The following is a 22823-nucleotide window of genomic DNA, read 5'->3' as shown; positions in this document are numbered from 1 at the left end:
CGTGCATTTCAGGACTTTCGATTTATCCGTTACAGGATTGTATAGATGTCTAACTCTTCGATCAGAAAAGCCATCTGGGCAAACGGGGTATCCGTTTGCACTCTTGTTGCGTCATTGTTTTACAGCAGTACATCTTTAGCAGAAACGTTAGTTTTTGACGGAAACAACATTTCTATTTTGCAACTGGATCCTACAGGTAACGGCGGCACTTATAAAAGTCTTTATTCAACCGATATTTATAGTGACAATGTGGTTACTGTTGATGGTGGCACGGGCGGAGCAGGACAGGCCGCTTGGACAACAACCGGAACAATCAACGCACCTTACATTATTTATGGCGGTGTAGATGTCCAGTTGAACCGAGGCATGGGAGAAGGTGTTACGGCGGCTGATATCTCGAACAATCAAATTTCGATCAGCAATGTCCGGTATAATTGGTCAGGCCAATCCGCTGCCAATGGAGGCTTGGGAACCGATGTGACCAATGGAGGGAGTGCGGGCGGCGGGTCTGTTTTCGGTGGTTTGAGTAGTGGCGGCGCTGGTAGTCAAGGTATAACCGGTGGCGGTAGTGGTGGAAATGGCGGGGCTGTAAACGGTAACGCAGTAAAACTTTCAAATGTCGATTTGAAAGGTGGTAACGGTGGAAACGGTATTGCTGGCGGCGGCGTAACCGGTGCGCTTAGTGGTGGAATAGGTGGTATGGGCGGCGCCTCTATTTTTGGGGGCTTGAGTATGGGCGGCTCGGCTGGTACAGCCGAAAATGGCGGAGAAGGCGGTTCGGCTAGTAAAAACCACGTAACATTAATAGATGTAACCTTGACAGGGGGAGCAGGCGGTATTGGCGGTCAGGGCATGAATGGCAATGTTGGCGGTGGTGTCGGCGGCATGGGGGGCGGTTCGGTCTATGGCGGCTTGAGCATTGGCGGGGCTGATGCCGGATTCATACCTGATCACATAGGCGGATACAATGTCGGGGGCAATGTCAGCAGTAACCGGGTCGCACTGACAAATGTTACTTTGATTGGAGCTGCAGGGGGAGATGGCGGTGGAAGTAATGCCGGCGGCGGGGGTGCCGGTGGTATGGGCGGTGGCTCGGTTTTTGGAGGACTGAGCATTGGCGGTGCGGCAGGCTACCAGGTGGTCGGTATGGGTACGGGTGGTGCAGGCGGCAGTGTCAGTGAAAACACAATTACATTGACGAACGTTATTCTAAAGGGCGCAGATGGCGGAAAAGGCGGCTCGGGGTTACCAGATATGGGTGGACTTGGGCATGATGGTATTGAGGGCGGAAGTGTTTTTGGCGGTGTAAGTATCGGAGGAGCTAGCGGCGACGGTGAGGGAGGAAGCGGAGGAAATGTAAGCGATAACACGGTTACCATAACCGGAAAATCGTTAATTTGGGGCGATGTCTATGGCGGCTATAGTATTGGCGGTGCAACGGATTCCGGTACTACCGGATCTGGTGGCGCAGCTACCGGCAATACGATTACGTTGGAAGGTGCCGACATCAAAATTGGTGCGCGTGATGATGATGGCAATGTGACGACCTACGGCTCAATCTGGGGGGGGCGGAGTGTCTATGGCGACGGATCGGACAATACCGACTTCGATACAGTTATTAAAGGTAACACACTTAATCTCATCGGTTATCGCGGAACTGTTTCTGGTATCTACAATTTCGAGACCTATAACTGGACATTGCCAAGTGACGTGAAGAATGGCGATGTGCTTGTGACAATTGCCAATGGCGGCACTGCCGTTGATTTGACCGATACCAAACATACCATTGCCATGGTCAATGATGGCAGCCGTCTGAAGGGCGGTGATAGGGTTACCATGATCGATAAGACGACAGGTAGCCTTGCCTCACAGAATTATACCATCAGGCAGGGGAGCTTCATTGTCTATGATGCGACATTGGCACAGCAAAACACAGGCAATATTGCATTGGTATTGACTATTAATAATAATGACAATGACATACCGGGCGGTGGCGGCAATAGCGGTGACAGCAATAGCGGCGCCGGCAATAGCGGTGGCGGCGGTGATGATATTGATAATGATGGTAACAGTGGTAATGGAGGCGGTGGTTCAGCTGCCAAGATCAATCCGCAATCGAAATCTTATTCGGAAGGCCGTGCGGCAGCCCTTGGCTTTGTCAATCAGGGGAGTGACCTGATAGCAACAGCCGGTATAGACCATATTCGCATCATGGTGCGTGCCAATGAGGATAATTTCAACCGTCCGGCTTTCATACCGTTCATGATCGCCAATGGTTCATCGCAACGTTATAAGACAGGCAGTCATGTGGATATAGACGGCTTCAATATGGCGGTCGGTCTTGCCACAGGCTTCGATTTTGCAACAGGCCACAAGGCCACTATGGGGACCTTCTTTGAATATGGCCGTGGCACCTATGATACCTATAACAGCTTTACCGACTTTGCCTCTGTGCATGGTGATGGCGATAGCAACTATAAGGGCGGCGGCATCTTCGGTCGTATCGACTTTGCAGGAACCGGTCTTGGCCGTGTGCGCCAGCTTGCCGCCGATCAGGCTGATGGTCTTTATGTGGAAGCCTCGCTTCGTGCCGGTCGCGCCAAGAGTGAATTCGATGTCGGGCGCAATGCCAATCTATTTGGTAACTTCACCGGTGTCTATCGTGGTTCTTATGATAGCTCGGTGACCTATTATGGCGGGCATGTTGCCGGTGGCTATGTGTTCAACGTCAATGAAAGACAGGCGCTTGATGTCTTTGGTCGTTATTTATGGACGCATATGGATAGTGATGATGTTTCTGTCGCCAATGAGCCGCTTCACTTTGACAGCTCGACGAGTTCACGCATTCAACTTGGTGGTCGTTATGCTTATGCCTATAGCGAACAATTCAAGCCTTACATTGGTGCGGCCTATGAATACGAGTTTGATGGCGAGGTGACGGCGAAGGCCTATGAGTTCAATCTCGACCGTCCATCGTTAGAGGGCAGCACTGGTATTTTCGAGGCTGGTTTCAGCCTTCAACCGGTTGCCAGCAACAAGGCCTTGAGCATTGATGTCAACGGTCAGGGCTACGCCGGACAACGCCAAGGCGGCGGTGGCGGCATCAAGCTCAAATACCAGTTCTGATCGCTATCGTGGTATGGATGTGAACAGGTGTCAGAGTGTTTGCAAACATTTTATAAGGCTCGCGAAGGCTGGACTTGCAAACAAAGAAGAACTCCTGAAGGCAAGATGTTTCCAATTTGAAAAGTTTTCTGGCTTATCGGGGCGATTGCCTTCAGATTTTTCTAACCTTCCGACAATGGATGGGCGTAAAAAGGCTCCAAGATAACGATTGAAGATATGGTTGCTTATTTGCTTTTGTGAAACAAGCTTGTTTTAAAGTGGCTGGATTTTGATTGAAAAGGCCAACCTATCGATTTTCATGAAACGGGATTTAAATAAAATCAGTTTCACTGAAAGATTCTACACCGACCAAGAGAACGTACCGCTTGGAACGTTAATCACGCAGTTGAATAATGCCAAAATAGAGATAATCGATCGAGACCGATCTTTACGATATTTAGCCCCTTGCTTCCTCTTCAATTGTTGTTTAACGGGCAGACCATTCTTGATTGGTTTGCTTGAATTGTTATAACGAAATCAGCCACTTGGCTCGTTCTTATCCGGTTACATCCATCTTTAACGTAACTCTAACATTTACAGTTCTCGATCCGGTGGCCTTGTCGCTCCCCTCGCGCTTCTCGTAAAAACTCTTCCTTAGTGCGGGGTGGGGAGCCCGGTAGCTCGTCAGGCCCATAACCGGAAGGCCGCAAGTTCAAATCCTGCCCCCGCAGCCAATCACCCCCACGACTTCTTCCTTCTCCTGCTTTCGCCGGATTCTCACCTTTCAATATCCTCATTATATAAGTGTTGTCCCGTTACCCGTCCGCGGCTCCGCTTCTCCGTTTGCCTTCAAATGCTCGTCGCTTGGCCTGTGTCTGATGCGAAGCGGGAATAAGGACTTATATAACGCTATGGCCCGAATATCGTTATGTAAAAACCGAAATCTAACTTCGGGAAAACAAGCTTCGTCACTTTCTATCGAAACGCACGTCAAAAATATCCTGCTAAAATGCCCCTCTTGGTGATATCTCCGTGGTGGCTTACCTGCTTAAAAACTGGCTTCAAATACCCCTGTTGACGATTGGCCGGCCATCTATCGAGACACCCCCTTGCTGCTTGATAAGTGGAGATCTTGGGCGTGTGTGATCGCTAACAGCTTTGAAACTGTTCATCTACTCTTCAAGAGAAAGCCCCTTTGTGTGCTATTTGTCGTTTTGCCAGCAGCAAAAATTGATCTGTCCTTCAGGATTGGCAAACACGGTTTTAGGCGTCATAAAAATAGAATAGGCAATATCTCATTGCCCGGAGGCTTCGCTTAACTCGTTCCGTAAAGTCTCAGTGCCAGAAAGGATCGGTAACGGACGAAATGAGATCTCCCGTCGCATTGAATATCGCCGGCATGGCTATGATGATAGAACCGATATTCGCTGAACTGCGAATGGTCGAGATAGTTTTGTTGGCGCAACTTTTGATGATCTTGATGAGGCAACCAAATTGGCATGGGCTGCTTTTCCGATCTATCCTGAGACCGGTTTTGAGCAACGCGCAGCTTTTTTGGGAAAAGATTGCCGAACTGATTGCCAATACCGGTGATAAACTGATCGTTGACTACAATAAGTTTGATGTTTTTTCGCAATAGGACGTGCGTACTATCTGCAATCTTTCCTGCAATCAGGTTCTTGCGCTGGTTACTTCATTTATTTGAAGTTTCCGATGAGATTTAAGGCGCAATTACCACCAATATTTTGGCCAGTTTTTACCCGCCCCGATGTTGTTCACAACGAATGCGATAGCAACAGGAACGACAGAGCCAAGGAGAACAGGTGTGAATAGAAATGACTATATCCGGGATTAACCAGCCCATTATATTCCGCGCCATCCATAGGAGTTTATGAAGGATGCTATATCTACTCTTCCGCGTATAATTCCCTGTAACGTGGCTTTCGGGCAATGAGGAACAACTTCTGTATAAACTCGTCAATCGAGTTCAAAAATGCCAAAAACAGTTATATTACCATAAGCACCGCGATTACGTTTACCTTTTTGCCGCCGTGGACAGAACAGACTTTTATCAATTTCGACAACGCCGAACATTGGTCGCTCTGACTTTACTGGCAAGCAAATATTCCTTGATGCAGACCATGATAAAAACGGTCAACGGTATTACGATTAAGCCCTGTCAACTCTGCTGTTTGAAGGGCTGTTAAATCGACCGGAAAAAAGCGGACAAGATCGCGAATTCTCTGCTCTTAAATGTGACTACGGATACAATAACTGTTCTTAATATCTTGCCATAGGCTTAGCACAAAATTTTGTCACTAAACTAGGCAAGCCCCATTTATCATTTTCCGCTTAGGCTGTGTCATCATTTTTATAAAGGCCGGACGATACCGGCTTCTATTACGACCGGCCGACAAAGTAGATCGTTTTAAAACTCGTCGGGAGATGAGCAATCTGACAAAAACAGCGCCGAACTGTGAAAAGCCGCTTTTATCGGCAATACATCCCACAACATGAGACAAAACCACATATCAAAACTGACGTTTGCCGCGTTTTGAACAAGGCAATGACAAATGTAAAAGCTATATATCGGCCTGCTCGTGATCAGAACTGGTATTTAATCTTGAGGCCGCCGCCGCCACCTTGGCGTTTGCCGATATAACCTTGCCCGCTAATGTCAACACTTAACGCTTCTATAGTGCTTATCGGTTTCATCGAAACACCTGCCTCGAATATGCCGGAATCTCCCTCAAGTGAAGGTTTATCCAGTTTTAATTGATAAGCATGTGCGTCAATTGTACCTTCGAATTCATGATCGTAGGCAACACCAACAAAAGGTTTGAACTGCTGGTTATAAGCCATCGTGTAGCGCGTGCCAATGCGAATGCGCGAACTGTCAGCGTCGTCGAACCTGAGCTTGTCGACACCGATGTTAACGGTTTCGCTGTCAATCTTGGTCCATAGATAACGGGCATAAACATCAACCGAATTGCGTTCGTCAAAATTCATGACATAACCGACACCGCCATGCAGACCATAGTAGTCGGCACCGCTATCATATTTGCTGCTGCCACCGGTAATTCCCAAAATATCATTGGTATCAAAATCGGTATCTATGTGGCCAGCCCGGAATGACGCTTCGGCATAAAGGCCATCTGCTTGTCCGGCATCGAGCTTGTCAACCAGACCAAGGCCGGTACCGGCAAAATCAATTCGCCCCAAAATACCGCCACCTGTATAATGGGTATCGCCATCACCATGAACAGAGGCATAGGTTGCAAAACTGTTATAGGTGTCGTAAGTCCCACGGCCATACTCAAAAAATGCCCCGAGTGTCACAGCGTGTTTATTGGCAATTTCAAACCCGCTAGCCAGACCGACAGCCATATTGAAGCCGTCTACATCGGCATGGCTACCCGTCTTGTAACGGTTGGAACTGCCGTCAATGACAAAAAATGGCATCAAATTCATATTCCAAGCCTTGTCAGCACCTTCAAGAACCGCAGCTTTTGCCGAGCGTATGCCCGAATTGGCAATAAGGTCTGCAGCCTGGTTCAAAAATCCGAGGGAAGCCACACGCCCTTCGGAAAAAGCTTTGGATCGCGGATTGATCCGTCCGGCCAGTTCATCACCGGAATTGTCTCCGCCATTATCGCTCGTATCTGTCACATTGACAGCCGTCAGAACATAGCCATCATTTTCCTGTTGCAATTTCATGTCATAAATAATGAAGTTGCCTTGGTGAACTTCCAAGCTGGAAACATCGGGCCCATTTTTGGACTTGTCGATCAATGTTATTTTGTCGTTAACATGCAACCGGTTACCGTCATTTAGCAATGAAACTGTATGGCTGGTTTTTGCCAGATCAACAGGATTTGTACCTGTAATATGGATAAGTGTATCATTGTTCACAATATCTTTCGGCAAAACCCAATTGTAGTTTTCAAAATTATAGATGCCTGCCATGCTTCCGCGAAATTCATTCAGATTTAGCGTATTGCCGGTAAAAACATCATTCGATGAAGCAGCCGCGTCATAGCCGCCATACACCGAACCGGAAATTCCGACGCTTTTTCCCATCAACGTCACAATGTTTTTCGTTGCCGAACTACCAGAAGATATGCCACCGAAAACATCTCCGGTAATTGTCGCATCCTCAATAGCAACACTATTTGCTGTCGCTCCACCATTTTGGCTTTGACCGCCTATGACGCTTTGTGCACTACTTTTGGCCGATACTGTCACCTTGTTTTCTGTTGCATCACCAAGTGAAGCCAACCCGCCTGTTACGTTTTTTTCGGCAATATTGACACCCGTCAAAAAAACTTTGTTAAAAGATGCGTCTCCAACGGATTTGCTTGATCCGCCAAAAATACTATCTTTGACAGTGCTTTGTGTTATTGTCACCACATTATTCAACGCCGCACCGTTGGCCATACCGCCATAAATGCTGCCGCCGACCGTTGCGCCCGTGATAGTGACCCTATTACCATCATCTTCATTTGTGCCACCAGCAGTGCCAACGCCGCTACTAATTTGACCACCGTATACCTCGCCGGTAACTTCGGTGTTTTCTTCAATGGTAACACTATTGCCCTTGGCTGATGTTGCTGTTTCCAAAGAATCGCCCGATTGGTACAGGTACCCACCAATAACTTGGCCTACTTTAGTTTTTATAGGCCCTTTACTTGCTATATTAACATGGTTTCCCCACGCATTGCCATCCGCTGTAGCAAATCCCCCGTAAATCATACTATTTTCAATATTTGCACTATGAATGATAACGTTGTTGTTATTGGTATCACCATATCCCGAGGAAAAACCGCCATAAATTTTTGTCGTCGAAGAAAACTTACCGGACTCTATAACAATACGATTGCCATTTGCGGTTCCGTACTCGGCTAAGCCGCCGAAAAAATTACCTGATAAGGTAGTGTCCTTTACATAGACATAATTATTATTGGTATTTCCTATTTCGCCTTCTATACGCCCACCGTAAACATGGTTTTGAATTTTACCGCCATCCAAAATAACTTTATTATTGCTGGCTTCGCCAACACTATTTAAGCCACCTATAACGTTATAAGGAGGAACATAGTGAGTTTCATCAGTTTCATCAAACGATAAATTACTATTATTTGATACGGAAATAGTGTTATTTGATGACGAAGCTGCAGGATAAATAGATTTATTAGTTCTATCTGGATCGAGATGAAGTTTAGTGGCAGCATCTTCCAAAGTACCATTGTAAAGAATATCCTCTGCATAGGCACTTGCCGAAGTTGATAAGGATAAACAAAGCATCAACGTGAAAGTCGAAACTTTCACCGTCACATATTTATTTATCATATTTCATTTTCTCCTAAACCGCATTCGCAAATCTATTGCAGGTGGCTTTTTCTCAAATTGAATGAATCAACTCCTGTAAAACATAAAAATCAATTTCATTCAAGAGTGCGCGCAATTATAAAATGTAAAACCGCGTTAAAGCGTTTTTTGTTAAAACGGTTTAAAAAGGTCGATTACAAAGTTTTTCTTGCGAATAAGTTGTCTTTTTAACGATCACGTCTGTTATTTTGATTTTCAATCCATTTGACTGGTATGGCGGTAAGAAATGCAAGGAAGATTAAAGCTATTTTTGATGAGCTATTCAGCATTATTCTTTTCACTCTATTAAGCTGTTTTCGTTCTATTATACTTTATTGCGCTACAGTGTAGCTGTTCTAAAAACATGTTTTTTGAATTGCGCTTTTGCTCTTTTGCAGAAAATTTCGGTTTTCCTGCATATGATTGAAGCGTGCCAACGCGCCGTATAAGCGCACGAACGCGTTTAAAAAGGCCGAAAATACGCCAAAATAAAATCTGTTTATATCCCTTCCATGCCGACCACAATAGCTTTAGAACGCGCTCTTGATTGTGCAAGAAAATAGGTGATGAGGTTATTCTGTTTTATTTGCGATAGGCGATTGTTCCGCTAGCGCTATTTGACACCAAGAGCTATATCGCTCTCTATGCGTGCTTCATATTTTTTGAAAACCTGCACTCTATCTTACAAAATTTGTATTTTTTGTTTTTGTTTAAATAGTTGTTTGCCTATATGAAAAAAGAGCGTTGTAATCGCGCTTCTGACGTTGCTCGTAAAACCTATTCAAGGAATGTTATTGACCAAAAAAGCAGGTTCAATCTCTGAAAATAACAAACGAGGGAAAAGTGTCTATACCGCAAAATAAAGATGAATTGCTGAATGCAATCGAAACGACTTTTTCCAAACTTGCCGACGATTTGCGTAAAGTACCAGCAGATGTTTCCGGTTTACCGCTCATGGAGGGGCATTCAAAAGGCGAGCTTATGACTGTTTCAAATCTCGTTGCCTATCTTTTGGGGTGGAATAGGCTTGTCCTGAAATGGTTGGAAAGGGATGAAAAAGGAGAGCTCATCGATTTTCCTGAAACCGGCTTCAAGTGGAATGAACTTGGTGAACTCGCCCAAAAATTTTATTCCGATTATAAAAATGTTCCTTTTGTTGAGCTTGTTGATCGGCTTCGTCAGGCAAAAGAAAAAATTATTGGCGAAATTTCCAAACGAAGTAACCGGAAGCTTTACGAAAAAGAGTGGTGCGGAAAATGGACAATGGGGCGGATGATCCAATTGAATACCTCTTCACCCTATTCCAATGCGAGAAACCGCTTGCGGAAATGGTTGAAAAATCTCGACACCGAATAAAGATGATTTCAGAGTGCATAAATTGGAAGGCAAAGAGACCGGTTGGTGTGCCTTTTTAAAACGACAATTGCCGAAGAAAACGCTGCGAGAAAAATAAAATGCCGCGGAGAGCAGGAGCTTTCCGCGGCAATGATTTTATAGTTTAACAGGCTATTCGGATTTATTTTCGCCTGACTTTTGTTTGGCATTGTCTTCCATCAATTCATACCACATTGCATTCAATATTGCGAAAGCAGCAGCAAGCGGAAGGCCAAGTGCCCATGAAAAATACCACATGGAATTTCCTTTCAAGAATAGCAATCAATAGGATTGCTTGTTTCCTTCGATTGTTTTGACGCTGACTTTTCCCCAAAGGATTTTGTAAACCCAGCTTGTGTAGGCCAAGACTGTCGGAACAAAAATGATCGCGACAATCAGCATGACAAAGAGGGTGAAATGGCTTGAGGAAGAATCCCATACTGTAAGGCTCATCACCGGATCAATCGTTGAAGGCAGGATGAACGGGAACATTGCAACGCCAACGCTTGCGATAATGCCGGCAATGCCAAGTCCGTTAGCGATAATGGCAAGAACCGGTTTTCTCATGGCGAGACATGCGGCTGCCAATAGTGGTGCAACAAGTCCGATAATCGGAACAATCCACAAGATCGGTGTTTGATGGTAATTGTCAAGCCAACCAGAAGCGTTGGTTGCAACCTGTTTCATCAACGGGTTTGAAGGGCCGTTGGCAACCACACCACCGGTAATATGATAGCCGGTTGTTGCAACGTTCAACAAAAGCCCGCACAAACCATAAAGAATGGTTGTGAGAACACCCGTAATCATGCCGACTTTGCGTACACGGCTGAAAATCGGATCATCTGTTTTGACAGCAAGCCAGCTTGCCCCGTGGGTGAGCAGCATGACAATCGACAGAACCCCGCAAAGGATTGCAAACGGGTTCAACAGTCCGAAGAACGAACCGCGATAGAAAACCTGCATATCGGGCTTAATCTCGAAGGGAACACCTTCAAGTACATTGCCCATTGCAACGCCGAAAATCAGGCTCGGCACAAAGCCACCGACGAAAAGCAGCCAGTCCCAGGTTGACCGCCAGGTTTTGCTTTCGCGTTTGCTGCGGTATTTGAAGCCTACAGGGCGCAGAATAATGCCAACGAGCACAAGGAACATGGCAATATAAAAGCCCGAAAACGAAACAGCGTAAAGCTGTGGCCAAGCGGCAAAAATTGAACCGCCTGCCAAAATCAACCAAACCTGATTGCCTTCCCAAACCGGTCCGACCGTGTTGATGACAATGCGTCGTTCAAGATCGGTCTTGCCCACAAAGGGGAGCAACATACCGGTTCCCAGATCGAAACCGTCCATGACTGCAAAGCCGACAAGCACAATGCCAAGCAGCAGCCACCATATGATACGTAACACGTCATATGAAATCAAATCGTGCAAAATCATGATTTTTATCCTTTAAGATAATGCTGTGGCAGAGGCGTTGTTTTGAACCTCGCTGTGCTCGTTGAGAACGTCCGGACCTTTTCTGATATATTTCAGCATCAAGCGGACTTCGACAACAAGAAGCGCAGTATAGAGGGCAACAAAGCCGCAAATTGTCAGGAACACTGTCGTAACGCCGAGGTTTGAAACCGCAACGGCGGTCGGAAGAATTCCTTCGATAATCCATGGCTGACGTCCGATTTCGGCAACAACCCATCCACATTCGACAGAAATCCACGGAAGCGCGATGGCACAAACAGCAAGTTTAAGCAACCAGCGCCGGTTTTCCAGACGATGACGTGCCGACAGATAGAAGAATGTCGCCATAATCAGGATAAGGGCAAAGCCACAGGCAACCATGATACGGAAAGCCCAGAAGATAACCGGAACTTCCGGAACAAGGTCCCAAGCCGCTTTGTTGATCTGGTCGTCTGTTGCTGTACGAGGGTCATCGACATAGCGTTTCAACAAAAGTGCATAACCGAGTGAACGACCGTTATTTTCAAACTGGTCGATTGTTTCTTGCGGAACAGATGCACCTTTTGCCTGCTGGATTTTTTCGAGTGCATCATAAGCGAGAATACCTTGTCTGATTTCTTTTTCAGATTGTGCGACAAGATCCTTGATGCCAGGAATCTGTTCGTCAAACGAACGTGTGCCGATAATGCCCATGACCCACGGAATGTGGATAGCAAAATGGGTTTCGCGGTTTTTAACATCGGGAAGACCGAACAATGTGAAAGAAGCAGGAGCTTTTTCGGTATCCCACATGGCTTCGATAGCGGCGAGTTTCATTTTCTGGTGTTCACCGGAAAGGTAGCCGCTTTCATCTCCCAGAACTACGACGGAAAGCGAAGCAGCAAGACCGAATGATGCGGCAACTGTCATCGAGCGTTTGGCAATTTCTTTATAGCGACCTCTCAGGAGGTACCAGGCGGAAACGCCAAGAACGAAGGCAGCCGCAGTTGTATAACCGGCTGAAACCGTGTGAACGAATTTCGCTTGCGCAACAGGGTTCAAAATAACCGAGGCGAAGTCGCCCATTTCCATACGCATGGTTTGCGGGTTGAAGGTGGAGGCAACCGGATTTTGCATCCAGCCATTGGCAACCAGAATCCACAAAGCCGAGAAGTTGGAGCCGAAGGCCACGCACCATGTGGCAATCAGGTGTTTAACCTTTGACATGCGGTCCCATCCGAAGAAGAACAGGCCGACAAAGGTTGCTTCCAGAAAGAAAGCCATCAAAGCTTCAATAGCCAAAGGTGCGCCAAAAATATCGCCGACATAATGGCTATAATAGCTCCAGTTCATGCCGAACTGGAATTCCATAACCACGCCGGTTGCGACCCCCAGCGCAAAATTAATACCAAATAGCAGTCCCCAGAACTTGGTCATATCCCGCCAGATCGTTCGACCTGTCATGACATAGACGCTTTCCATAATGGCAAGCAGGATTGATAATCCTAGTGTGAGTGGGACAAACAGAAAATGGTAAAGCGCAGTCGCGGCGAATTGGAACCGTGATAGGCTGACAATGTCAATATCCATAATTCAAGTCCTTACATTGAGTGTTTGTCATAATTGTCCTCGCGTAAACTTTCTAAAACGCGTTGATAGTTTTCGCTCGAGCGCTCATAGTCGCCGGTGATGCGGGTGTGATCGAGTGTGATGATGCGGTCGCAACAGGTTGCTTCCCGTTTCAGGTGGGTGACAAGGAGCCAGCTTTTTTCACGCCCATAGTGCTTCATGCGCTCGAGAATATCGCGGGCGGTTCCGCCATCTATATTCTCTGTCGGCTCATCAAGTAGCCACAGGTCGCGTTTCTGCAGGAAAAGGCGTGCCAATGCGAAGCGACGTGCCTGACCGGTTGAAAGACCGGTCTGGTTTTCACCGACGCTGCTATAGAGGCCGTCTTTGAGATTATCGAGATAGTCGTGTAGTCCCGCACGCTCCATAGCCTCGACCATGTCTTCGTCAGAGGCGGTCACATTGGCAAGTTTCAGGTTCTCATGCAGAGTGTCATGAAATATATAGGTATTTTGTTCCAATAATGCTGCTCTTATTGCTGCAATTTTTCCCTCCACAATCATATCTTTTGTCATGAAAAGCGAAATAAGCGAGCTTTTGCCGGCACCATTGGGGCCAACAAAGGCTATTTTTTCTCCTGCGCTGACGGTGAAATGAATGTCGTTCAAAACTGCCGGCAATTGCGGCTCGTAGCTTGCCCGTTTGATGTCGGCTATCGCCACATAGCTACATGGTGGCAATTCTTCACGGGGTTTGGCTGAATTGGCACTTTCACCTTCGACAAATGGCGAAAGTCTGCGTAACGCCAATATATAGCGGCCAATCTCGCTAGAGCCCTGATAAAGCGGTTTGACAAGGTCATAGAGTGTCAGTGCGGCCAGTACACAAAGTACAGCTAGCGGCAGGCTGATCGAACCGGAGCGATAGAGTAGAACATTTGTCAGAATAAGCCCGACAAAAATGAGCTTGTCGACAAAACCGCTGATCGTTTCAATGGCGAGCTGCCGTTTTTTCAAGGAAACATCACTTGTTGCGAGGCTGTCTTCAGTATTCATGACATGGCTGGTAAAGGACTGCTGGCAACCATTCATAACAAGGTCGGTCTGGCCGGAAAGAAGTGCGATTACACGTGTGCGCAGGCTTTCGCGCCGGATGGCAAGGGAGGCCGAGCGTTTTTCGTCAAGTTTTATGGAAAGGCAGGAAAAAACAATGACGGCTGCAAAAACAATAAATCCGAAGCCAAGGCCCATGCCCAAATGAACGGACGAAAGCACCGCTATAATTGTTAAAATTGCAATGAGCGCAACAATGGAAGGGACGATAAGCTTCAGATAAATGAGCTCATAACTATCAATATCGCCGGTTAAACGGTGCAACAGCCGTGCCGGACGCATGGCAAGATCGCGCAAGGATTTTCTTTGTGCAATCGTTTTGAAGAGTTGCAACCGCAAGCCTCGGCTCTGCATGAATGTCGCATCATGATTGACAAGCCGCTCAGCGTAGCGCGCACCGGTTCTCAAAAGTGCAAAAAACCGTATGGCAGCCGAGGGCATAAAAACATCGAAAACACGTGTTGCCGCAATCGTTAAACCCGCTATTCCAGTTGCTGTAATAAACCAGCCGGATAGGCAAAGAAGACCGATTGTCGAAAGCGCTGTAAGAATGGCAAAGACAAGTCCCCACAGCATTTTTTTGCGGATAATTCTGTCGCGAGGCGCAATGAGAGCAAGGATTGTTTTCATCTTTTGCTCTCCCTGCAATTCACTTCCGGCGAAAGTTCGATCACCCTGTCCATGCGCCTGAAAAGTTCCGGATCATGGGTTGCAACAAGGAGGCTATTTTCTCCTGAAATTTTTATGAGTGCATCTATAACAATCTTTGCACTTTCAGGATCAAGATGGGCGGTCGGTTCGTCGATAAGAAGGACATTCCGGTCTTTTTCCAATGCCAGCCGCACCAAAGAAAGGCGGGCAGCCTCCCCACCCGAAACGCCGGTTCCACCTTCACCAAGGCGCTGGTATTTGCGCTCATTGGCGAAATCGTGCAAATTGGCAAGATCAAGATAGTCGTCAATGTTATCGAATTTCCTGTTAAAGGTTATATTGGAAAGGATTGACTGGTCGAACCAATAGGGTTTTGCCCCCATCCAGCCGATCCTGGCTCGGATTTCATCTATATTTGCGCCATTAACAGTCAAGCCGTTGACTTTGATTACCCCCTTGTCGGCCTGAATGAGACCGGCAATGAGTGCGAGCAGAACCGATTTTCCGGCGCCACTTTTTCCAGTGAGTGCAACTTTTTCTTGCCTGCCGATTTTGAGCGAAAAGTTTTTGAAAACCGGTTTTTCGGGAATAAAGGCGAATGAGAGATTATCAATTTCGATGGCAGTGCCATTCTTTGGCGAAGCTGTCTCTTTTGGCTTACTGTCATATGATTGTTGAACAATTGTCGATTGGCGAACATCGGAAGATTGATGAACAATCGTTTCGCCTTCGCCGACCAGTTTGGTGAAATTTTCCATCGCCGCTTTACCCGCAACACGGTCGTGCCAGACGCTTGCAAGTTCGCGCAATGGTTCAAAAAAACTCGGAGCAAGCAAAAGAATGAAGAGACCTTCGGCAAGGCTGAGCTTGTTTCCCCAAAAGCCGATGGTAATGACGCCTAAAAGATGAAAACCGATATAGACGGCCATCAAAGCGACACCGAGAGCCGAAAAAAGTTCGAGCACCGCTGACGACAGAAAAGCAATGCGTAACACCTTCATTGTGCGCGTAATGAGATCGTCGGATTGGCGGGCAAGGCGTTTCGCGCTCCAGAAGGTAGCGTCAAGTATGCGCAATGTCTTTATGCCGCGTAAACGATCAAGCAGATAGCCGTTCATCTCGCCCATTTCCTGCCATTGTTCTTTTGCCGCTTTTTGAGCTTTGGCGCCGATAATGGCCCAAAATAATGGAATGATCGGTGCGGTTATAAAAAGCAGCAAACAGGCAAGCCATGAAAACGGGAGTATAAGGCAAAGGATGACAAGCGGAACGACAGCAGCGCGCACCATCAGCGGGCGGTATTTCGCGTTCCATGAAACGAGTGTCTCTCCCTGATCGACAAGGATATTGGCTGCCTCGCCGCTTGGCATACGTTTTTTACTCAAAGGAGAAAGAAAATTGAGGTGGGTCAAGCCGCGTCTGCGCCACCCGTTCAGGTTCTCGCGGGAATTTTTGAAGAGATCAAGTTGGCTACGATAATCAAGGCAGGCTTTGATTGCAGCAAGTATAATTATAGCGAAACCGGCAACGATAATGGTTGATAACGCCTCGTCTGCTTTGGCAACAATCAGGCTTAATAAAGCAGCTTCGGCAATCCAGAAGAGTGGCAAAAGACTGAATATGATTTGTGATAGGGTAAGCCTTGGCTGGAGACCGGCTCTTTCATTTTCCATATCAATTTGACCCGTTTTCACAGTCAAAACATATAAGGTCGTTGCGGCACTATTGCCGCCAACACTTACGTCCTCACTTCGTTATATTTCAAGATTAGGCGTTATCGTATGAATGAGTATTATATAGGTATGAGCTCATAAATTTTTTATACATGGGTGAAACCTGTTTTAAAAATTGTATTTGCAAATGTGATTTATTTCTTTAAGCTATAAATCATGAGAGGGAACACTTGGGGAACGACTGATGAATTTGGCACAATTGAATTATGTCTTGGCTGTTGCACAGGCCGGCAATTTTACTGTAGCGGCAAAAAACTGCCATGTGACGCAGCCGACCTTGTCAAACAGCATTGCCCAGCTTGAGGACGAGTTTCAGGCGCGCATTTTCTCGCGCACGACGCGCCGTGTCGGCCTTACGGCTTTCGGGCAACATATTATGCCCTATATCGAAAAGCTGATTGAGGCGAATTTCAATCTCGTCGACGAAAGCAAAAAATTCAATAATCAGGAAACAAACGTTGTCAGGATCGGCAAATCGCCATTGATGAGCTGCCAATATCTGGCAGCCGTTATGAATGATTTTCGCACGGAGAATCCGGACTCGGAAATTGTGTTGTGCGAGCGCAATAGCGGCGATCTCATCGACTTGCTGGAACGGGATGAAATCGATTATGTTTTTGATGTTGCAGCAGAAAAAAAGCCGATAAGGGCAAGCGAGTTTCTTTATGAAGAGCCGCTTTATTTCATACCGAGCACGGCACAGCCGATCAGAAACGTCAATGTCGTGCATTTTTCAGATATTGCCGACGAGGTTTTTGTCATGGTCGATGACGAATCCGGATTGACGAAGTTTATCAGGGAAATGTTCGGGCATCATAATCATGTGCTGAAAGAATATACCGGAAAAACAGTTTCCTTCCGGGAACTGGAAAACTGGGCACATTGCGGGCTTGGCGCGGCACTCTTGCCAAAATCGGCAATCACTATGACATCCGGCCAACGTTATATCTTGTGCGATCAGGATGAGCGCCCGATACAAATCCGCTATGAAGCGACGTGGAAAAAAAATATTCCGGTTGCGAGCAGTAAGTTGAAAAATTTCCTAAAACAGTAAGTAAAACTGGGATTTTTTACAATAGGCCAAACTTTTAGACATATTTTAGAGGAATATTTTTCCAAAATATCAATCTCAAGTGAATCATATCGCGTCTCGGCGCTATATAGAGAAAATTTTACCTGAAGAGTGACTGGAGCCGACGGCGTGTTCAGAGCAACGATCTATAAATTCTTAAAACCAAAGGGACTTTTCAGGGCGGAAAACCTTGGTCGGATAGTGTGATTTTCGGGTAAGAAATGCCGGTCGATTTCTGTGGTCATCGAAACTGCTTGAAGGTTAATTGACTTTGAAGCCCACCATCTACGCTGCGGCTGCTTCCAAACTGGTTGAAGGATAGTCGATTTACACATTGTTTGAAGGATAACCGACCTTAACACGGGCTGAACGCTCATTGATTTCTAAGCTCATTGTCTACGCTGCTCGAATATTGGTGGACTTTGACACAGATTGACCGGGATAGGTGTTGAAATGGACATTGGTCAATTTGAAAGCTTGTCACTTTGAAACCTCAGATGCAGCATGTCATTTTGTTTGGTCTTGCCTTATAGCTTTGGCCTTGTGGTTAGGTCATGCTTTATATTTTCCTTGTGTCCCGCAAAGAAGGAAAAAGCGGAGCCTTGAATGCCCCGCTTAGTCAATTGTTTATTTGTAGCTTGACGGGCAACATTCCCCTAATTTCTGCTTTGCCTGACGTTTTGCAAAAAGGCTTGAGAGAATAGCGAGGAAAAGTGCTGCAAAAGAGAGGCAAGCACCTGCCCAGTTCGGCGAGGCATAGCCAAAGCCAAGGGCAATCACCAAACCGCCGAGCCAAGAACCCAGCGCATTACCAAGGTTGAAAAAGCCAATATTGACTGCCGAAGCAAGATTGGCACCGCCAGCAGCTTTCGCTCTATCCATAACAAGGCGCTGGATTGGCGAGACGCTCGCAAAACCGAAAGCGGCCATGAAAAATATAGAAAATACATCCGCAATTTTGTTGCCAATTGTAAGATAGAAAAACAGCATCACAACGGCTTGCCCGAAGAGCGTAATATAAAGAACCGGCATGAGCGCACGGTCGGCAAATTTGCCACCCAAATAATTTCCGACAAACAAGCCTCCGCCAAAAATGAACAGAAGAAATGTAACGCCCTGATCGGAAAAGTGACCAAGCTCTTTGGCCATCGGGGCAATATAGGTAATCGAGGTGAAAAATGCTGCAGGGCCTAAAATAGTAATGCCCATGGCAAGAAGAACATGAATATCACCAAAAACGAAAAGTTCATTTTTCAATGATTGTTCATGATGTTGCGGCTGTTTTGGAACCAGTCTCAACGTTGCAATAAAAGCAAGCACACCGATAAGAGTGATGAGATAAAAAGTGGTGCGCCATGATGTCATATGGCTGAACCATGTACCGGCAGGAACGCCGATAAAATTGGCGGCCGTCATACCGCTGAACATGAAGGCAATTGCGCTGGTTCGCTTATCTTGAGGGACGAGGTCGGCGGCAAGCACAGAAGCAATACCGATGAAAACCCCGTGGCAAAGCGAATTGATAACCCGCCCGAAAATGGCGGTGGTGAAATTGGGTGAAAGAGCAGTCAGAAAATTTCCGACAATGAAAAACGTCAATGCAATAAGCAGCAGTTTTTTCTTTTCGAGATTGCTTCCCAATATGATGATAATCGGTGTTCCGAAAAATACACCCAATGCATAAGAGGTTGCCATAAAACCGGCAGCCGAGACCGAAATATGAAAATCTGCCTGAATAGCAGGTAAAAGGCCGGAAATAATATATTCTGTTGTGCCGATACCGAACGCGGCGATTGCAAAAGCCCATAAAGCAGCTGGCATAATGGTATTCCCTGATTTGTTAGATACAAGAAACAGCTAGGCTAGTAGTAAAAAATATGCTAGAAGGTACTTAATAGGGACATAGATACCAAAAGGTGACTATTATGCCGAATAACACCAAGGAAAACCTTGTCTTTGTCGAAACCTGTCCGGCACGAAGAATTATGGAATTATTTTCGGTCAAATGGAAAAGCATGCTCCTCCACGCATTGTTCCATTGGCCGAATGGCAAATGTCGCACTGGTGAATTGCAACGCGCTTTACCCGGAATTTCCAAAAAAATGATGATTCAGACATTGCGTGATCTGGAACAAGGCGGGCTCGTTCGCCGCCATGTCTATACCGTTGTTCCTCCAAAGGTTGAATATTCGCTTACTCCGCTCGGAAAAAGATTTTGCGAGCCGGTTGAAATGCTGTTTGATTGGGGAAAAAGCAACTGCGACGCATTGGAAAAATTTGAAAAAAACCGGAATAAGAACGCAAAACCGGAATAGAACCAACCCATCAATGCGTTGGAAAACTAAGGTAAAAACACCCGCGTAACGTTTGTAAAATAAAGCGCTATTTTCCCTAGCTTTTATCGGTGGGAAGTATTGCGTCGAGTATGCTGAAAACTTGGAAAAATTTGCTTCCAAGTTTCTAACTTTCCCGTTCATCACAATCAGGATTTTCAAGGAACGTCGACTGCTAGCAATGCTCACGGTTAAAACTATTGCAGCTATGCACACCACATCCAGTATAGCCGGTTTTTTAATAACATTCAGATAAAAAAGGGGACTTCCGCCCCCATCCGTTTAAAATCCTATGTAAGTTATCTCCATCAACCAAGCCGTGGGTGAGATCAGCCAAGGCGGCGGGCGGCCGCACGAACCGCGCTATCGAGCAAATAGCCGATTAATCCGATAAGCAGAATGGTTGACATCAGTTCCGGATAAGCGAGGCGGTCGCGTGTATCGAGAATGAAATAGCCGAGGCCTGCCGAGACGCCCAACATTTCACAAGGCACAATGATAATCCACGAAATGCCGATCGCCAGCCGGATCCCCGTCATCATATGGCTCAAAATTCCCGGAAAAACCACATAGAGCAATGTTTCACTTTGTGTTGCAGCAAGGCTTTTTGCAACGAGCAGAAAATGCCGGTCAAGTTGTTTGACACCTGCTGCTGTGTTGAACATGATCGGCCAGACGGTTGCAAAGGTGAGAAGAAAATAGATCGGCTTGTCGCCAATGCCGAAAATCATCACGGCAATCGGCATCCATGACAATGGCGAAATCATGCGCAGAAACTGGAATGCCGGACCGGTTGCTCTTTCCACCCATGGTTTTGCACCGATCAAAAGCCCGACAGGCACACCGATGACGAGTGCAAAAACCAATCCGACGACAATGCGTTTAAGGCTGATGAGAGCGTGAAGGGCTAAGTCAGAGCCGGTCAACAAGTGCCAGAAAGTTGGTAATGTTGCCTCAACCGAAAAGCGGCTTGCAAAGCTGTTTTTGGCGCTCAAAACATCTGTTCCGAGCCACCAGAGGAAAAGAAGCAGAACAAGTCCCGACAAACCGGACAGATGGCGAAGACAGCTTTTCATCACGCTTTCTCCCCGTTAAACTTCAATCTCTTCATTGCGCACGAAACTGTCTTTCATGCCGAAAGCGGGAAGTCCGCCAACTTCGCTTAATGCGCGTTTGACAAATTGGTCATCGACAAGGTCTTTGGCCGCAAAAGCCGGATCAAGTGTTTGAAGAAACGCGTTATCACCCTCAATCAAAGTGTCTTTCAGCCGTCTTACCAGTTCTTCCGTGTAGCTCGGATAAGGATAGGGTTGAAAATCTATGCGCTTTTCAAGCCAGTCGGGGTGGATGATTGCGCCCGATTTTTCATAAAACCGGTTATCGTCTTCGCTTGAAACAAGAACACGTTTGAGAACATCGGAACCGAAAGGCATATATTTATTCGGATTTTCTTTGGAAAGAAGAAGCGCTGTTTCCTCGCGGTTCTTTGCTGTCCACAATTGCGCTTTGACCATAGCGGACACGACTTTTTGCGACCATTCGGGGCGCTCCTTTAAATCGTTTTCCTGCATGCAGACAAGACAGCAGGCATGGTCACGCCAGACATCGGCCGTAAATCTTGCAAGCTTTGAAACTTTGGCCGCTTCACCTGCCGCATTGAAGGGTTCTGCAACGATAAAGCCCGAAACCTGACCATTGGCAACCGCCGGTATCATATCCGATGGTGCCATAATCACCATATTGACTTCATTTTTTTCAATTGTGCCGCTTTTTCGCGAAACTGGCGTCAAGCCGTTTTTGCGCAAGATCATTTGCAACACAACTGTGTGGATTGAATACCAGAATGGAATAGCAACGTTCTTGCCGCCAAGATCGGAAATGGAATTGATGTCATTGGCGACCGAAAAACCGGAGCCGCTCATATGGTTCCATGCAACGACTTTAAGCGGTGCCTTGCTTGAATAGCGTGCCCAGATAGCGATTGGCGAAAGGACATGCATCACATTGATCTGGCCGGCAAAAAAAGCTTCCACAATTTGTGACCAGCTACGGAAGAGAACCGGTTTTTCAGCTTTCAAACCTTCGCTTTCAAAAAAACCTTTACCGTGAGCCACAAGCAAAGCTGTTGCATCGGTGATTGGCAAATAGCCGACTTTGACCGGTTCATCCTTTTCCTGTGATTTAGCTCTTCCAATATTTAAAAACGGCAAAGCGCCACTTGCCGTCAATAAAGCTGATAGCCGCAAAATGTCGCGGCGGGAAAAATATTCATCTTTCATATTTCATCTCTTTTTTTAAGTCCTGCATCTCTTAAAGTTGCAAGAATTTCGATACGGATTTTGCCGAGTTCTTCGACAAATTGATTGCGCGGTTTGGGGAAATCGATTGTCCATGTGCCGATGATATTTGCCGGTTTTCCGCCAAGCAGAATAATGCGTTCGCTAACAAGCAAGGCTTCGTCGATGTCATGCGTAACAAGAAGCGTTGAAGCGGAAAATTCTTTAACGAGTTTAATCAGCAGATTTTGCATATCTTGGCGCGTCAATTCATCTAGTGCGCCAAATGGCTCATCCAGAAAAAGCACTTCCGGATTTCTGGCAAAGCAACGCGCCAGTCCTGCCCGTTGCGCCATGCCGCCGGAAAGCTCGGAAGGCCTTAGTTTCCGCGCATAATCGAGCCCCACTTCGTGGATCGCTTTATTCACCCGATTTTGCCGTTCGCTTTTTTCGAGCTTTTCACGGTTTTTGAAATCAAGGCCAAAGGCCACATTTTTTTCCAATGTCAGCCACGGCAATAAACCCGGATTTTGAAAGGCCACCGCAATATTCGGGTCAACACGGGTAAGCTCTTTGCCGTGAACAAAAATATGGCCGCCATTCGGCTTTTGCAGGCCGGAAAGCACACGTAAAAGGCTTGATTTTCCGACACCACTTGGCCCCAGAATGGAAACAGTTTCATTTTTTCCGATTGCAAGGTTGAAATTTTCAAGAATAGGGGGCGCATCGTCGCGATACCGCAAAACGATGTTTTTTGCTTCAAGAATGGGGACTTTTTCTGTCATGAATTTGAACGGATA

The 22823-nt window shown here is 46.5% G+C and carries 16 protein-coding genes and 1 tRNA gene; 6 read left to right on the top strand and 11 right to left on the bottom strand.

Annotation, left to right across the window (positions count from 1 at the left end; translation table 11 throughout):
- Positions 1-45 precede the first annotated feature (45 nt).
- The 3 genes from H3S82_RS10500 to H3S82_RS10490 all read left to right on the top strand — a co-directional run bounded on the left by H3S82_RS10500 (position 46) and on the right by H3S82_RS10490 (position 4744).
- Positions 46-3126 carry an autotransporter outer membrane beta-barrel domain-containing protein gene (locus H3S82_RS10500; RefSeq protein ID WP_149867480.1) on the top strand — a complete coding sequence of 1027 codons (3081 nt, stop codon included), beginning with the start codon at positions 46-48 and terminating at the stop codon, positions 3124-3126.
- 637 nt (positions 3127-3763) lie between these two features.
- Positions 3764-3839 (top strand) — tRNA-Met (locus H3S82_RS10495).
- 632 nt (positions 3840-4471) lie between these two features.
- Positions 4472-4744 carry a hypothetical protein gene (locus tag H3S82_RS10490; RefSeq protein ID WP_078040002.1) on the top strand — a complete coding sequence of 91 codons (273 nt, stop codon included), beginning with the start codon at positions 4472-4474 and terminating at the stop codon, positions 4742-4744.
- A 338-nt stretch (positions 4745-5082) separates the two neighbouring features.
- On the opposite strand, the gene H3S82_RS10485 is transcribed toward H3S82_RS10490, so the two are convergent.
- Positions 5083-5223 (bottom strand): hypothetical protein, encoded by a 141-nt coding sequence (locus tag H3S82_RS10485; protein ID WP_188317727.1) that lies wholly within the window; start codon positions 5221-5223, stop codon positions 5083-5085.
- Positions 5224-5709: 486 nt separating this feature from the next.
- Positions 5710-8454 (bottom strand): autotransporter outer membrane beta-barrel domain-containing protein, encoded by a 2745-nt coding sequence (locus H3S82_RS10480; protein WP_078040001.1) that lies wholly within the window; start codon positions 8452-8454, stop codon positions 5710-5712.
- Positions 8455-9315: 861 nt separating this feature from the next.
- Between H3S82_RS10480 and H3S82_RS10475 the strand changes: the two genes are divergently transcribed.
- The gene (locus tag H3S82_RS10475) at positions 9316-9828 is read left to right on the top strand and encodes a ClbS/DfsB family four-helix bundle protein (RefSeq protein WP_078039999.1); all 513 of its coding nucleotides are present in this window, start codon (positions 9316-9318) and stop codon (positions 9826-9828) included.
- A 150-nt stretch (positions 9829-9978) separates the two neighbouring features.
- Here the strand turns inward: H3S82_RS10475 and cydX are convergent, their stop codons facing one another.
- Genes cydX through cydD form a run of 5 tightly spaced genes read right to left on the bottom strand, consistent with a single transcriptional unit; the run spans position 9979 to position 16282 of the window.
- A complete protein-coding gene (gene cydX / locus H3S82_RS10470; protein ID WP_078039998.1) occupies positions 9979-10104 on the bottom strand; it encodes a cytochrome bd-I oxidase subunit CydX in 126 nt (41 codons plus the stop codon).
- Positions 10105-10128: 24 nt separating this feature from the next.
- Positions 10129-11280, bottom strand: a complete 1152-nt coding sequence (gene cydB, locus H3S82_RS10465; protein ID WP_078039997.1) for a cytochrome d ubiquinol oxidase subunit II — start codon at positions 11278-11280, stop codon at positions 10129-10131.
- A gap of 12 nt (positions 11281-11292) precedes the next feature.
- Entirely contained in the window at positions 11293-12867 is a 1575-nt protein-coding gene (locus H3S82_RS10460; RefSeq protein WP_198232422.1) for a cytochrome ubiquinol oxidase subunit I, read from the bottom strand.
- 11 nt (positions 12868-12878) lie between these two features.
- On the bottom strand, positions 12879-14588 hold the full coding sequence (locus tag H3S82_RS10455) for an amino acid ABC transporter ATP-binding/permease protein (protein WP_198232421.1): 1710 nt from the start codon (positions 14586-14588) through the stop codon (positions 12879-12881).
- Complete coding sequence (cydD, locus tag H3S82_RS10450; protein ID WP_198232420.1) at positions 14585-16282, bottom strand: thiol reductant ABC exporter subunit CydD; 1698 nt, start codon at positions 16280-16282, stop codon at positions 14585-14587. The genes H3S82_RS10455 and cydD overlap by 4 nt, the downstream gene beginning before the upstream one ends.
- A gap of 244 nt (positions 16283-16526) precedes the next feature.
- On the opposite strand from cydD, the gene H3S82_RS10445 reads away from it, so the two are divergent.
- Positions 16527-17396, top strand: a complete 870-nt coding sequence (locus H3S82_RS10445) for a LysR family transcriptional regulator (RefSeq protein ID WP_198232419.1) — start codon at positions 16527-16529, stop codon at positions 17394-17396.
- Positions 17397-18041: 645 nt separating this feature from the next.
- Here H3S82_RS10445 and H3S82_RS10440 read toward each other — a convergent pair.
- Positions 18042-19235: an MFS transporter gene (locus tag H3S82_RS10440; RefSeq protein WP_198232418.1), complete on the bottom strand. Its 1194-nt coding sequence runs from the start codon at positions 19233-19235 to the stop codon at positions 18042-18044.
- A 104-nt stretch (positions 19236-19339) separates the two neighbouring features.
- On the opposite strand from H3S82_RS10440, the gene H3S82_RS10435 reads away from it, so the two are divergent.
- Positions 19340-19729: a helix-turn-helix domain-containing protein gene (locus H3S82_RS10435; protein WP_198232417.1), complete on the top strand. Its 390-nt coding sequence runs from the start codon at positions 19340-19342 to the stop codon at positions 19727-19729.
- 347 nt (positions 19730-20076) lie between these two features.
- On the opposite strand, the gene H3S82_RS10430 is transcribed toward H3S82_RS10435, so the two are convergent.
- The 3 genes from H3S82_RS10430 to H3S82_RS10420 are packed head-to-tail and all read right to left on the bottom strand — an operon-like array spanning position 20077 to position 22808.
- Entirely contained in the window at positions 20077-20823 is a 747-nt protein-coding gene (locus H3S82_RS10430) for an ABC transporter permease (RefSeq protein WP_198232416.1), read from the bottom strand.
- 15 nt (positions 20824-20838) lie between these two features.
- Positions 20839-22026, bottom strand: coding sequence for an ABC transporter substrate-binding protein (locus H3S82_RS10425; RefSeq protein WP_198232415.1), 1188 nt, complete (start codon positions 22024-22026; stop codon positions 20839-20841).
- A complete protein-coding gene (locus tag H3S82_RS10420) occupies positions 22023-22808 on the bottom strand; it encodes an ABC transporter ATP-binding protein (protein ID WP_198232414.1) in 786 nt (261 codons plus the stop codon). Before H3S82_RS10420 ends, H3S82_RS10425 begins: the two co-directional genes overlap by 4 nt.
- Positions 22809-22823: the final 15 nt, after the last annotated feature.

Origin of the sequence: Bartonella sp. M0192 (assembly GCF_016102305.1) — a bacterium.
In the GTDB taxonomy this organism is placed as follows: domain Bacteria; phylum Pseudomonadota; class Alphaproteobacteria; order Rhizobiales; family Rhizobiaceae; genus Bartonella; species Bartonella apihabitans.
This window is presented reverse-complemented; position numbering and strand designations above follow the sequence as displayed.

Coding starts and splice junctions, on each gene's coding strand:
- H3S82_RS10500 (WP_149867480.1), top strand. CDS start 46: ATGTCTAACTCTTCGATCAGAAAAGCCATCTGGGCAAACGGGGTATCC.
- H3S82_RS10490 (WP_078040002.1), top strand. CDS start 4,472: ATGAGATCTCCCGTCGCATTGAATATCGCCGGCATGGCTATGATGATA.
- H3S82_RS10480 (WP_078040001.1), bottom strand. CDS start 8,454: ATGATAAATAAATATGTGACGGTGAAAGTTTCGACTTTCACGTTGATG.
- cydX (WP_078039998.1), bottom strand. CDS start 10,104: ATGTGGTATTTTTCATGGGCACTTGGCCTTCCGCTTGCTGCTGCTTTC.
- cydB (WP_078039997.1), bottom strand. CDS start 11,280: ATGATTTTGCACGATTTGATTTCATATGACGTGTTACGTATCATATGG.
- H3S82_RS10460 (WP_198232422.1), bottom strand. CDS start 12,867: ATGGATATTGACATTGTCAGCCTATCACGGTTCCAATTCGCCGCGACT.
- H3S82_RS10455 (WP_198232421.1), bottom strand. CDS start 14,588: ATGAAAACAATCCTTGCTCTCATTGCGCCTCGCGACAGAATTATCCGC.
- cydD (WP_198232420.1), bottom strand. CDS start 16,282: ATGGAAAATGAAAGAGCCGGTCTCCAGCCAAGGCTTACCCTATCACAA.
- H3S82_RS10445 (WP_198232419.1), top strand. CDS start 16,527: ATGAATTTGGCACAATTGAATTATGTCTTGGCTGTTGCACAGGCCGGC.
- H3S82_RS10440 (WP_198232418.1), bottom strand. CDS start 19,235: ATGCCAGCTGCTTTATGGGCTTTTGCAATCGCCGCGTTCGGTATCGGC.
- H3S82_RS10435 (WP_198232417.1), top strand. CDS start 19,340: ATGCCGAATAACACCAAGGAAAACCTTGTCTTTGTCGAAACCTGTCCG.
- H3S82_RS10430 (WP_198232416.1), bottom strand. CDS start 20,823: ATGAAAAGCTGTCTTCGCCATCTGTCCGGTTTGTCGGGACTTGTTCTG.
- H3S82_RS10425 (WP_198232415.1), bottom strand. CDS start 22,026: ATGAAAGATGAATATTTTTCCCGCCGCGACATTTTGCGGCTATCAGCT.
- H3S82_RS10420 (WP_198232414.1), bottom strand. CDS start 22,808: ATGACAGAAAAAGTCCCCATTCTTGAAGCAAAAAACATCGTTTTGCGG.